General features: G+C 71.4%; 11 protein-coding genes and 1 pseudogene. 7 read left to right on the plus strand and 5 right to left on the minus strand.

Annotation, left to right across the window (positions count from 1 at the left end; translation table 11 throughout):
* Nucleotides 1-156 precede the first annotated feature (156 nt).
* Entirely contained in the window at nt 157-687 is a 531-nt protein-coding gene (locus ACFWRO_RS27795) for a MarR family winged helix-turn-helix transcriptional regulator (RefSeq protein ID WP_384514379.1), read from the plus strand.
* Here the strand turns inward: ACFWRO_RS27795 and ACFWRO_RS27800 are convergent.
* The 4 genes from ACFWRO_RS27800 to ACFWRO_RS27815 form a co-directional block, all read right to left on the minus strand.
* Entirely contained in the window at nt 601-1,371 is a 771-nt protein-coding gene (locus tag ACFWRO_RS27800; protein WP_384514577.1) for a lysophospholipid acyltransferase family protein, read from the minus strand. The two genes, ACFWRO_RS27795 and ACFWRO_RS27800, sit on opposite strands and share 87 nt — an antisense overlap.
* 231 nt (nt 1,372-1,602) lie before the next feature.
* On the minus strand, nt 1,603-1,944 hold the full coding sequence (locus ACFWRO_RS27805) for a hypothetical protein (RefSeq protein WP_384514382.1): 342 nt from the start codon (nt 1,942-1,944) through the stop codon (nt 1,603-1,605).
* A 40-nt stretch (nt 1,945-1,984) separates the two neighbouring features.
* Entirely contained in the window at nt 1,985-2,356 is a 372-nt protein-coding gene (locus ACFWRO_RS27810; RefSeq protein WP_384514385.1) for an SH3 domain-containing protein, read from the minus strand.
* 45 nt (nt 2,357-2,401) lie between these two features.
* Nucleotides 2,402-2,758, minus strand: a complete 357-nt coding sequence (locus ACFWRO_RS27815; RefSeq protein WP_384514388.1) for a hypothetical protein — start codon at nt 2,756-2,758, stop codon at nt 2,402-2,404.
* 200 nt (nt 2,759-2,958) lie between these two features.
* Between ACFWRO_RS27815 and ACFWRO_RS27820 the strand changes: the two genes are divergently transcribed.
* The 6 genes from ACFWRO_RS27820 (at nt 2,959) to ACFWRO_RS27845 (ending at nt 11,704) form a co-directional block, all read left to right on the plus strand.
* Nucleotides 2,959-6,069: a BTAD domain-containing putative transcriptional regulator gene (locus tag ACFWRO_RS27820; RefSeq protein WP_384514390.1), complete on the plus strand. Its 3,111-nt coding sequence runs from the start codon at nt 2,959-2,961 to the stop codon at nt 6,067-6,069.
* Between the two features lie 166 nt (nt 6,070-6,235).
* Nucleotides 6,236-7,612, plus strand: a complete 1,377-nt coding sequence (locus tag ACFWRO_RS27825; protein WP_384514393.1) for a hypothetical protein — start codon at nt 6,236-6,238, stop codon at nt 7,610-7,612.
* Between the two features lie 31 nt (nt 7,613-7,643).
* Nucleotides 7,644-8,210, plus strand: coding sequence for a TetR/AcrR family transcriptional regulator (locus tag ACFWRO_RS27830; RefSeq protein WP_384514397.1), 567 nt, complete (start codon nt 7,644-7,646; stop codon nt 8,208-8,210).
* A 101-nt stretch (nt 8,211-8,311) separates the two neighbouring features.
* Complete coding sequence (locus tag ACFWRO_RS27835) at nt 8,312-9,769, plus strand: DHA2 family efflux MFS transporter permease subunit (RefSeq protein WP_384514400.1); 1,458 nt, start codon at nt 8,312-8,314, stop codon at nt 9,767-9,769.
* Nucleotides 9,770-9,810: 41 nt separating this feature from the next.
* Complete coding sequence (locus ACFWRO_RS27840) at nt 9,811-10,251, plus strand: SRPBCC family protein (protein WP_384514403.1); 441 nt, start codon at nt 9,811-9,813, stop codon at nt 10,249-10,251.
* A 91-nt stretch (nt 10,252-10,342) separates the two neighbouring features.
* Nucleotides 10,343-11,704 carry a carotenoid oxygenase family protein gene (locus tag ACFWRO_RS27845; RefSeq protein ID WP_384514406.1) on the plus strand — a complete coding sequence of 454 codons (1,362 nt, stop codon included), beginning with the start codon at nt 10,343-10,345 and terminating at the stop codon, nt 11,702-11,704.
* Between the two features lie 194 nt (nt 11,705-11,898).
* Here the strand turns inward: ACFWRO_RS27845 and ACFWRO_RS27850 are convergent.
* Nucleotides 11,899-12,228: pseudogene (locus tag ACFWRO_RS27850) on the minus strand (SDR family oxidoreductase); the annotation flags it as partial.
* Nucleotides 12,229-12,246: the final 18 nt, after the last annotated feature.

Raw genomic sequence — 12,246 nt, forward strand, 5'->3', positions numbered from 1 at the left:
GGGGCGGCGGGGCGGGGGGCCGGGGGGGCGCCCGGCGCGCGGGGGGGGTGGCGGGGGGTTCACCCCCCCCCCCCCCCCGCCACCCCCTTCTGCAACCCCTCAGGGGTAAGATTCTCAGCACCGTGAGAACCCGCACGAGGGGTTGAGGGGTTGGGGATGGCTGCATCGAAGTCGGCGGACCAGGACGCCGTGGCGAAGGTGATCGAGGACTGGGCGCGCGAACGCCCGGACCTGGACACGAGCCCGCTCGAGGTACTGGCCCGGCTCCACCGCTCCTTCCTGCGCTACAGCACCCGGCTCACCACCTCCATCGAGCGGCACGGCCTGTCCGTGGCCGGCTTCGACGTGCTGACCGCCCTGCGACGGGCGGGCGAGCCCTACCGGCTCACCGCGGGCCAGCTCGCCGACTCCGGCCTCGTCTCCTCGGCCGGTGTGACCCTGCGGATCGACCGCCTGGAGAAGGACGGCCTGATCGTCCGCGAACGCGATGCCGACGACCGCAGAATCGTCTACTCCCGTCTCACCGACAAGGGCCTGGCGACGGTGGACTCCGTCTTCGCCGAGCACCTCGACAACGAGCGCCGGATGCTCGCGGGCCTGTCACCGGCCGAGTGCCGCCAGATCGCCCGCCTCCTGGGCAAGCTGGAGACGTCCATCCTGGCCTCGGACGAGCCCCGAGCCGAGTGACGCCGGGGCGCTCACCCCTGCCGACGTGGCGGTCCGCCCTGACCGTGCCGCCCCCGAAGCGGCGGTGCGCCACGCGGTGGTCACCGCGGTGTGGGCCTGCTCCGTGCGGGCCGCCGCCTCGCCGGTCAGGACGATCGGAGTCCCGACGTGAACCCGCAGCCCCGGCCGCCGCAGGGGCGCGGTGGCGAGGCCGGCGAGCTGTTTGGCCGTACCGCCCGAGACCACCCGGCGCGCGCCTGCCTGGCCGACCGGTACGACGGGCGCACCGGTACGGAGCGACAGCCGGGCGATGCCGCTGCGGAAGGCTTCCGGCGGCTCTTCGCCGGCGTCCCTGCGCGTGGGGAGGCCGCCCTCGCCGTAGATGAGGACGAGTCGCCCGGCGCACAGGGCCTCGGCGGCGAGGTCGAGAGCGTCGGCGGCGCGGGCGCTCTTGCGGTACACCGGGATGTGTCCCTCGCGGGCGAGCGCCCGGCCCAGCCAGGGGACGCGCCACAGGCCGGCCGTGGCGGCGACGACCGGCTCGATGCCGAGGCGGTGCAGCGCGGCGAGGACGATCGCCGGGTCGGCGAGCGAGGTGTGGTTCGCGACGACGATGCTGCCGGGGGCGAACTCCGCCTGGGGATCGGTGGTCACGGTGAGTCGGCCCACGGCGGGCACCAGGGTTCTGGCGAGGCGGCTGAGCACGGGTTCTCTCCCCGAGGTCGGAGGGCTGCGTCTGCCGCCATGCTCCCCGGCGGCCCGCGCGGCGGCCTGAGCCTCCGTACCCAGGTCCCGCCCCACGCCGTACTCAAGGGCCTCGGGTACGCCGACGGACACGCACCGGAATCCCGGTGCGCACCCGCCTCCTTCCCCCCGACCCGGGCCCCGGGCCCCGAGCCCCGTGTCCCGGGGCCCGGGTGCGTACCGAGGGTGCTGTCAGCACACCACGGTGCGCACGTACCTGCCGCCGGTCCCGTAGGAGTACCAGGCAGTGGTGTCGCCCGAGCCCATGGTCATGCACGAGCTGCTGGGGTTGCCGGTCGCGATGGCCTGTACGCGCATGGTCCTGCCGCAGGTGTTCTCGAGGAACACCCAGAAGCCCTGCTCGGTGTAGTTCACGGTGCGCTCGATGCAGGCGGGCGCCGTTCCGCCGGCGGTTGCCTCCAGGGTGCCGCCGGGGGTGCCGCCCGCGGAGGCGGCCTGGGCGGGGACGGCCGCGGAGCCGAGCACGACGACGGCGGCGGCGGTGGCGAGGGTGGCGATGAAGGTCTTACGCATGTGCGGTTTCACTCCGTCCTGTCGAGAAGCGTGAACTGGGTCAGCACCACGCGTAGTTGGACTCGTACACGCCGCCGAGGTTGCCGGAGTACATCCAGCCCGCGACGGTACGGCCGGAGACGTACACATCGCCGTGGTACCAGAGGTTCCCCGCGCTGTTCTCGTACTGGCAGTCGATGCTGAACTCGGTGTTGGCGGGCACGGTCAGGCGAGTGCCGCAGTCCGCGTTCGGACCCGGGCGCAGTGGCGAGGTCTTGCCGCCGACCGTGAACGAGTAGCCGGGGTCGTACGGGCCCCAGCTCGGCGACGTACAGGCGGCGGGCGCGGCGCCGGCCGTCGTGGGGGCCGCGACGGCCAGTGGTGCGGCGAGCAGGGCGGCGGCCAGAGCCGCGCCCGCGAGACGCTTCTTCACGAGGTTTCCCTTCTGGTGGAGGTGCCCGGATCTCCCGGGTGCGGGTCAGCTGTTGATGCGGTCGGTCACCGCGACGCTGCACTCGTCGGAGCCGATCCCCGGCCCCGTCGTGCAGATCCAGAGCGTGATCGTGCCTTCCTCACGCATGTCGTAATTGCAGGTCTTGCTCACCGCCGGCACGGTCACGCTGCAGGAACCCGACCGGCCGTAGTCCGTGTACCACTCGACCGAACTGGTGCGGCCCTCGTAGTGCTCGACCCAGATCTTGTCGCCGTAGCCGATGAATCCGCCCGTCGCGTAGCCATTGCTCACGACGGCGTCGGCGTGCGCCGAGGTCGAGGACCAGAGGACGGTCGCGGCGGCCCCGATCGCGGCCACGGCGAACCTGGAAGCTCTTCGCATCGAATCACCAACCTGGTTGAGATCGCTGGAGTGCTGTGCTGACTGTCGAGGTCGCCCTCGTTCCGGGCGGTCACCCCTTGTCCCGAGGGCCGCCCTGATCCCAGGGTGCGAGGGAGGCCGTCGGTAAACCTTCGGAAATGCTGGAATCCGCCTTGGCCCGCCGATCGGCGGCCCCCAGAGTGGCCGCAAGGGGGCAATCGGTGGAACACGAGGGGGAGTTGATGGCCACGTGCTTCGGGGTCCTCGGGCCGATCGAGGTACGGCGGAACGGCGTCCCCGTCGACGCGGGGCACGCGATGCAGCGGCGCGTCCTCGCGGCGCTCCTGGTCGACGCGGACCGGGTGGTGTCGTCCGACGCGCTCGTCGACCGGGTCTGGGGAGAGGCCGACGGGCCCCACGGCCGAACGAAACTGTACGGATACGTCTCCCGCCTGCGACACGTGCTGGCGGGCGACCCCGGCGGCCCGGGCGACCCGGGCGGCGGCCCCGCCGCCGGGGCCACGCCCCTCACCCGGGAGAGGGGCGGCGGCTACCGGCTGGCCGTCGAGCCCGCGTCGGTGGACGTCCACCGCTTCCGGGAGCTGTCCGGCCTGGCCCGGCAGGCGGGCACCGACGAACAGGCCGAGGCGGTGTGGCGCGAAGCCCTTGGCCTGTGGCGGGGCAGCGCGTTCGCCGGCGTCGACACCCCCTGGTTCAACGCGCAGCGCGACCGCCTCGACGGTGAACGGCTGACCGCCCAACTCGAGCTGGTCGACGTCCGATTACGCCTCGCCCAGCACAGTCGCCTGGTGAGCGAGCTGCTCGACCGCGCGACCGCGCACCCCCTCGACGCGCGTGTCGTCGGGCAGCTGATGCTCGCCCTGTATCGATGCGGACGGCAGGCGGAGGCACTGGACGGCTACGAACGCGCCCGCCGGCGACTCGCCGAAGAGCTGGGGATCGACCCGGGCGCCGAGCTGCGACGGCTGCACGCGCGAATCCTCGCGGCGGACCCCGAACTGGCACTGGCCCGCCCCGCCGCACCACTCACCGCTCCACCCCTCACGGCCCCGCCCTTCGCGACCGCGCAGCCGGCCGGCGCCGCGGCGGACGAGGCAGTGGTCTCCCCGCCCCACGCCACGGGACGGCAGCTCGTCCCCCGTCTCCTGCCCCCGGACCTGGCGCTCTTCGTCGGGCGGGAGCATGAACTGACCGATGCGCACCGGGCGTTCGACGCTGACACGGCAGGTCCGGCGACGCTGCTCGTCACCGGACCCGCCGGAGTCGGCAAGACGGCCTTCGCCGTCCGCACGGCACACGGACTCGCGTCGCGCTTTCCCGACGGTCAACTCCACGCCGATCTACGGGGCTTCGGCGACGAGCCGGCCGAGCCGTACACGGTCCTCGGCACCTTCCTGCGCGCCCTCGGCACGAGTGGCGGGAGCGTTCCCGGCGAACTCGCCGACCGCGTCCACCTCTACCGGACCCTGCTGGCCCAGCGCCGCGTACTCGTCGTCCTGGACAACGCGGCCGACGCGCAACAGCTGCGGGACCTCATGCCGAGCGGCGGGCAGTGCGCCGCCCTCATCACCAGCCGGACGACGCTGGCTGAGATGAGCGGCCGCCGCATCACCCTCGGCGTACTGAGCTCCACGACGGCACTCGCCCTGCTGCGCGAGATGCTGGGACCCGGGCGGACCGACGCGGAACCCGACGCGGCCCGCTCCATCGTCGAGACCTGCGGCGGGCTGCCCCTTGCCGTGTGGGTGGCCGGAGCCCGGCTGGCCGCGCGACCCCACTGGCCCCTGAGCAAGGTGGCGCGAGCCCTCGCCGACGAGCAGCGCAAGCTGGACGAGCTGGCCGTCGGCCACATCGCCGTACGGGCCAGTCTCGGACTCACGTACCAGGGGATGTCCGCGGCGGCCCAACGTGCGCTGCGGACCTTGGCACTGCTCCCCGGACCGGCCTTCGCCGCCTGGGCGCTCGCCGCACTCCTCGACATCCACCTGGACGAGGCGGAGGCCGTTCTCGACGACCTGGTCGAGGTGCACCTCGTCCAGACCGGAACGGTCGGCGCGACCGGAATCCGGTACCAACTCCACGACCTGATACGCCTGTTCGCCAGGGAGCAGGCCGAACGAGGTCTCCCGCCCCTCGACCGCACGGCCGCGTGCGGTCGGCTGCTCGGGGCGAGTCTGCACCTCACCGACCGCGCGGCGGACACCCTCAGCGTCGACTTCCAGGGCATTCCGCAGAAGGACCTGGTCTCCTGGCGGCTCTCCGACGTCGACGCCGATCCTCTGCTCGCCGACCCGCTGGCCTGGTTCGACGACGAACGTCAGTTTCTCGTCGGGGTCGTGGAACAGGCCCTGGACCGCGGTGAAACCGCACCCGCCGCCGGGCTCGCCACCGCCCTCACGGCGTTCTTCCAGGTCGGCAGCCACTTCGACGACTGGGGACGGCTCCAGAGCCGGGCGCTAAAGGTCTCGGAGAGCAACGGCGACGACCACAGCGCCTCGAAACTCCACCGGTGCCTCGGCGAGCTCACCACCATCCTGGACCGGTACCCGGAAGCCCTGCACCACTTCGAGCAGGCCCTGCTGCTCGCCGAGGGGCAGGCACCGGCCTATCGCGCCGGCGCGACGGCCGGCCTTGCGTACGTGCACCGGTTGCTCGGCGAGTACGCCTCCGCCGTCCACCACTTCGAAGCGGCCGTCCGGCTGGCCGAATCGGCGGGGAACGTCAACTGCCTGGTGTACGCGACCAACGGCCTCGGCGTGATCGACCTGGAGCAGGGGCGGGTGGACGCCGCCGTAGCCCGGTTCACGGAGTGCTTGCTGGTCAGCCGGCGCGCCGGCTACCTGCCGGGGGAGGCTCAGGCCTTGCGCTGCCTGGGCCAGAGCCACCGGGCGCGCGGCGCCTATCGGGACGCCGCCGACGCCTACCGGAAGGCGGCCGCGATCAGCGAGGAACTCGGCGACCGCCTCACCGCGACCCACGCCACCTGCTGGCTCGGCGACGTCCTCACCCGGCTCGGCGAACACGGCGAGGGCCGCCGGCTGCTCGCCAAGAGCCTGTGGACCTACCGCGAGTTCGGCAACCTCTGGGGCGAGGCCGCGACCCTGTACGCCCTCGCCGAGGCCCACCTCGCAGTCGGCCGCCCGAAGCACGCCCGCCGACGAGCCGAAGCCGCCATCAGGCTGTGGCGGGCCATCGGCTCAACCAACTGGCTCGCCACCGCCCTGGACACCCTGGCAAAGGCACAAAGCCTGTCAGGCGACCACACCGCCGCGCTCCGGGCTCGCGAGGAGGCCAGGGCGGTACGAGCGTGAACGCGGCCCGGCCACGGCCGCCGGGGGTGGGTGGTCAGGTGGTCCTTGACGGGCCGACCAAGGTCGCCCAAGCTTCTGTCGGTCCAATGTTCCGTTGACAGAAAGGCCTTTCATGTCCGCTGAGCGTCGCCCTGGTCGTACCGCTCGCAGGGCGGTCGCATCGACCGTGGCTCCGCCGGCCGCGGTCCACCCCGCCACCACCCCGGCAGCCGGACAGGACAACAAGGCCGCCGCACCCGCCACGTACGTCGAGCCGATCGACTGGACCCGGCTGGGCTCGTACTCCGCCACGGACCCGGCGGGTGGGCGGATGAAGCAGATCCTGCGGAACAGCAGCCGGTACCTGATCGGCCCGTGGTACGCGAACACGTACAAGACGTACGCGCCCGACGGGTATCTGCACCTCGGCGGCGCCGACGAGCGTTCCGTCCGCCTGCCCGCGATGACCGCCCTGTCGACAGCCACGGCGCTCAAGCTCGGTGTCTACGACCCCGTCACCCTGCCGGAGGACAAGGCGACGATCCGCGGATCGAACCTGATCCGCACGATCGCCGCACGCCACAGAGCGAACGACAGCGACACGGCCACCGCCTGGGGCGGCGGCTGGCAGACAGCGCTGTGGGCCTACTACGCCGGCACCGCCGCGTGGCTGATGTGGGACCAGCTCCCGACAGCGGACCGGGAGAAGGCCGTGAGGATGCTGGCCTTCGAGGCCGACCGCCTCTGCACAGGCGATGACCTCCACCTGGTCGGCACCAGTGGTATCCAACTCTTCATGACGCGACGGGATGGATCCGTCGTCACCCCCGGCGACACCAAGGCCGAGGAGAACAGCTGGAGCGCCGCCGTGCTGGGCCTGTCGGCCGCGATGATGCCCACCCATCCGAGCGCGCCTCGCTGGATCGAGCGGAACCACGAACTACTGCTCGCCGCCACAGCCGGCCCCGCCGACCTCGCCAGCACGACTCCGGTCAACGGCATCAACCCTTCGGAATGGCTGAGGGGCACGAACATCGACGACGACGGCACGCTGGAGAACCACGGCTTCCTGCACCCGCTCTACATGGTCGCGCTCGACCAGAGCATCTACCAGGGCGCCATCTGGGCGCTGGCCGGCACGTGCGCGCCCCGTGCGGGCCTGCACAACATCTCCCGTATCTACAGCGCCCTGGTGGACAAGGACTTCGGCGGCCGGACCATCTACACGCCCGGATCGGCCGACATCCACTACCCGGAGGGCAACGACTGGGGCACCCGATTCCCGCTCTACTTCGGCACCTTCGACCTGCTGGTCTCCCTGACCGGTCAGGACGCGGGCATCTCACCGAACGCGGCGACCTGGGAGGCACTGCACAACCAGGAGCAGCTCGACATGCAGGCCCGCTTCACCGACGGCCGCACCTACGCGAATCCCGGCGAGAACTCGTACCACGGAGCAGAACAGCGCATCGGCGTGCTTGCCGCACAGTCGTACCTCACCCTGTTCCTGTACCGAGGCAGCGCAGAGCAGAAGGTCTGCTGGCACGACACGGTGCCCGCTTGACCGACGAAAGTGTGAGTGGTTAAGTACTCACATGAAGTCAGAACGGCCCCGCCAGTTGTCCACCGCCGAGGAGCGCCGCGCGACCGTGCTGCGCACCGCCATCGGTGCCTTCGCCGCACGCGGCTACTTCGGCACCACCACGACCGAGGTCGCCAAGGCGGCCGGCATCTCGCAGGCGTACGTCTATCGGCTGTTCCCGAGCAAGGAGTCGCTGTTCGTCGCCGTGGTCGAGCACTGCTTCGTGCAGGTGCGGGCCAGTCTGGAGCTGGCGGCGGCGGACGCCCGCGGGAGCGACGCGGAAGCGGTGCTGTCGGCCATGGGGGAGTCCTACGCCAGGCTGATCAGCGACAACGACCTGATGCTGATCCAGCTCCAGGCGCAGGCGGCCGCGGCCTCGGAGCCGGCCGTTCGTGAGGTGGTTCGCCAGGGGTACGCCCGCATGGTGGAGTACGTGCGCGGAGCATCGGGCGGTAGCGATGAGCAGGTCCAGGAGTTCTTCGCCCGCGGCATGCTGTGTCACCTGATCGCCTCGACGGGTGCGGACCAGGTGGATGCCCCCTGGAGCCGGACCCTGTCGGCGGGGATCAGACACTACTGACCCCGACTCGATCGGGTGGTGGGTGCTGTCGGCGGGGCTCGATCGCCCCGCCTCTTCTTCGGCCTTGCTTGTGAGTGGTTAACCACACAATGGAGCCTGTCGTGCGGAAGCAATCCGGAACCACCGCCCGCCCCGGGGCCGCGCTCGCGGTCCTGGCCGGGGCCCAGTTCACCGTCATGCTCGCCACGTCGATCGTGAACGTGGCCCTGCCCCAGATCCGGTCCGGCGTCGGTCTGACGGAGAGCGGAACGACCTGGGTCGTCAATGCCTACGGTCTCGCCTTCGGGGCGCTGCTGCTGGCCGGAGGCCGCGCGGCGGACCTGCTGGGCCGTCGCCGGATCCTGCTCGCCGGCTTAGGGCTCTTCGGGGCAGCCTCCCTGGCGGCCGGCCTGTCGACCACGTCCACGGCTCTGATCACCGCTCGTGCCGCGCAGGGCGTCGGCGCCGCCGCGATCGCGCCGGCCGCGTTGGCGCTGGTGATGGATGTGTTCCCGCCCGGGCCTGGGCGGGGCAGAGCTCTGGGGGTGTGGGGTGCGGTCTCCGGAGCCGGTGGCGCGGCCGGAGTCCTCCTGGGCGGTGTCCTCACCCAGGCATGGGGCTGGCGCTGGATCTTCCACGCCGTCGCCATCGGAACGTTCCTCGTCCTGATCGCCACAGCGGCTTACGTGCCCCGGGCGCCCGGCACCGAGCGAGGGCGCTTCGACCTGCTCGGCACCGCGACGGTGTCGCTCGCGCTGACCGCCCTCGTGTGGGGCCTGACGAGCGCACGCCGCACCGGATGGACGGACACACAGGTACTCGGGGCCTTCGCTCTCGCGGCCGTACTCCTGGTGGTCTTCGTCCTGGTCGAGCGGCGGCACCCGAATCCGCTCCTGCCGCCTCGCCTGTTCCGCACGGGCCGGGTCGCGGCCGGAAACGTGCTCATGGCGTTGTTCGGGTCGGTGTGGATCGCCCTGTTCTTCTTTCTGCCGCTCTACCAGCAGCAGGTGCTCGGCTCCAGCCCGCTGGTGACCGGTCTGGGCCAACTGCCGCTCGCCGGTGCCAACATGCTCGGCTCCACGCTCGCACCGCGGATCTCCCGCCGTATCGGAGCCACGGCGACGGTGACGGCCGCCCTGCTCGCGGAGGCCGGCGGCATGCTGTGGCTGTCGCGGATCAGCGCCCACGGCAGCTACCTCACGGACGTACTCGGCCCGAGTGTTCTGATCGGCCTCGGCCTGAGCATCGCCTTCGTCCAACTCACCGCACTCTCCGTCGAAGGAGTCCCGCAGACGGACACGGGCCTGGCCGGCGGGCTGGTGAACACCACCCGCCAGGTCGGCGGAGCGATCGGCCTCGCCGTACTGACCACGCTCGCCGCCTCCGTCACCGCCGCGGCCCCCGGGCCGCACCTGGACGCCCTCACCAGCGGCTACCGCACCGCGTTCGCCATCGCGGCCGCGGTCATCACGGCCACCGCCCTCCTCACCCCGGTCCTAGCCCGCCGCGGCCGCCCCCGCGGACCGACAGCCGAATCGGCCCACCCGAAGCAGGCCGCGTCGTTCACCCGGACGTCCTGACCCCGACCGCACGACCCATCACCACGAGAGGAAGACCCACCATGTTCACCATCGACGAGACCGCACCCGTCGTCGCCCGCCTGTCCACCGTGATCGACGCCCCGCTGGAAACCGTGTGGGCACTGCACACCGGCATCGACACCTGGGCGAACTGGAACACGGACATCGACCAGGCCACGCTCAACGGCCCCCTCACGCCCGGCGCCTCCTTCACGTGGAAGACCCACGGCCTGGACATCACCTCCACGGTCCGCGAACTGATCCCGGGCGAGCGGATCGTGTGGGGCGGCCCCGCCAACGGCATCACCGGAATCCACGTGTGGACCTTCGCGCAGACGGGCGACCAGGTCACCGTCCGCACCGAGGAGTCGTGGAGCGGAGCCCCCGTCGACGCGGCGCCCGAGGAACTCGGCCGGGCCCTGCACCAGTCCCTGCAGAGCTGGCTAGCCGCCCTGAAGTCCCAGGCGGAGCAGAGCATGTAACGCGATCCCGCCTAAACCACCGACCACCGACCGCACCGCACTAACCACATCGGACCAACCACACCGCACACAGAGACGTGAGGACCCTGCCATGACCCGCAAGCCGTTCCTGACCGGTCACTACGAGCCCGCGGTCGACGAGATCTCCGCCGCCGACCTCACCGTCGAGGGCAGCCTGCCGCCCGAGCTGACCGGCCGGCTGATCCGCAACAGCCACAACCCCAAGCCAGGCGTCACCCCCACGCACTGGTTCAAGGGCAGCGGAATGGTCCACGGCATCCGCCTGCGCGACGGCCGCGCCGAGTGGTACCGCAACCGCTGGGTGCACACCCCCGCCCTGGACGGCGCCCCCTACATGACCGAACACGGCCCCGACCTGACCGCCAGCACCGCCGGCACCCACGTCATCGAGCACGCCGGACGCCTGCTGGCCCTGTGCGAGGCCAACCTGCCCTTCGAAATCGATAGGGACCTGGAATCCGTCGGCGTCCACGACTTCAACGGCAAGCTCCGCGGCGCCATGACCGCCCACCCCAAGACCGACCCCGTCACGGGCGAGCTGCACTTCTTCGGCTCCTCGCCGTTCCCGCCCCACCTGATGTACTACGTCGCCGACGCCAAGGGCCACATCACCCACAGCGCCGAGATACCCGGGGCCACCGCCTCCCTCAAGCACGACTTCGCCCTCACCCGCCGGTACATCGTCTTCATCGAAGGCACGGTCACCTTCGACCCGAACGAACACTCAGGCATCCCTTACGGCTGGAACGACGACCAGCCCGCCCGCATCGGCGTCATGCCCCGAGGCCCCGAAGGCGCCCGGCACATCCGCTGGTTCCCCATCGAGCCCGGCAACATGCTGCACGCCGCCAACGCCTACGAGGACAACCAGGGCCGCATAGTCCTGGAGGGACCCACCGTCGACCGCGAGGGCTTCCAGCTCTCCTGGAACTGGTGGGTCGGCGCCCCGGGACACGGCACCGAACCCAACACCCGCTCCTACACCCGACGCTGGGTCGTCGACCTGGCCGCCGGCATGGTAGACGAGCGAGTCATCGACGACCTCGCCGTCGAGTTCCCCACCCTCAACGACGACTACCTGGGCACGGAACACAGCTACCAGTACGCCGTCTCCTTCCCCGACCAGAACGGCTTCGGCGGCTACGGCGTCGTCAAGTACGACCGCACCACAGGCGCCCGCAGCATCCACCAGGTCGGCGACGCCCGGCTCCCCAGCGAAGCGGTCTTCGTCCCCGCCGCCGGCGCCACCCGCGAGGACGACGGCTACCTGCTCACGGTCACCTCCGACCTCAAGCAGGACGCCTCCCAACTCCTCGTCCTGGACGCCTCCGACCTCGCCCAGATCGCCGCCGTCCACCTGCCCCGCCGCGTCACCGCCGGCATCCACGGCTCCTGGATCCCCGACACCGCCCTGGACGCCGCCGGCAACTGACACACCGAATCCCGGATCCCGGGGAACGAACGCGAGCCGCCCCCCCCGCACCCCTCTGACGGCAAAGCCCCCGGGACCAGCCCCGCCACCGATGTCCAGATCGACATGACAGCGCCCGTGATCATCCGCAAGGACGGCGACAACCAACGTGCTGAGCCGATGGCGATTGAACGGAAGGCGTTGACGTTCTCCGAAGCATACGTACGTCCCCGGTGGCCGGGCTCGGTCAGTGCCACCCGTGGCACCGAGGCGATGTCCGCAGGGTGGATGGTCGGCAGCGCGGTATCGGCGTACGGCGCGCGTACGGTCTCGCGGCCACGGATGGAAGCCGCCCACATCAGGGAGTTCGAGGCGAACTGCGTCGGCCGCAGGATCGTCCAGGCCATGCCACTTGCCTTGAGCAGTTGCTCCACCGCCAGGTTCTCGCCGGCGGGGCCGAGGTGCGGGTGGGTCTGCACGGTGATCGACGACACCAGCACGACGTACTCCACACCCGCCTCCCGGGCTGCTTCGAGGATGTCGGCAAGCACCCCGGCGCTTCA

This window comes from Streptomyces sp. NPDC058579 (assembly GCF_042718575.1).
Classification (GTDB): Bacteria; Actinomycetota; Actinomycetes; order Streptomycetales; family Streptomycetaceae; genus Streptomyces.

Coding starts and splice junctions, on each gene's coding strand:
- ACFWRO_RS27840 (WP_384514403.1), top strand. CDS start 9,811: ATGTTCACCATCGACGAGACCGCACCCGTCGTCGCCCGCCTGTCCACC.
- ACFWRO_RS27830 (WP_384514397.1), top strand. CDS start 7,644: ATGAAGTCAGAACGGCCCCGCCAGTTGTCCACCGCCGAGGAGCGCCGC.
- ACFWRO_RS27795 (WP_384514379.1), top strand. CDS start 157: ATGGCTGCATCGAAGTCGGCGGACCAGGACGCCGTGGCGAAGGTGATC.
- ACFWRO_RS27845 (WP_384514406.1), top strand. CDS start 10,343: ATGACCCGCAAGCCGTTCCTGACCGGTCACTACGAGCCCGCGGTCGAC.
- ACFWRO_RS27805 (WP_384514382.1), bottom strand. CDS start 1,944: ATGCGTAAGACCTTCATCGCCACCCTCGCCACCGCCGCCGCCGTCGTC.
- ACFWRO_RS27815 (WP_384514388.1), bottom strand. CDS start 2,758: ATGCGAAGAGCTTCCAGGTTCGCCGTGGCCGCGATCGGGGCCGCCGCG.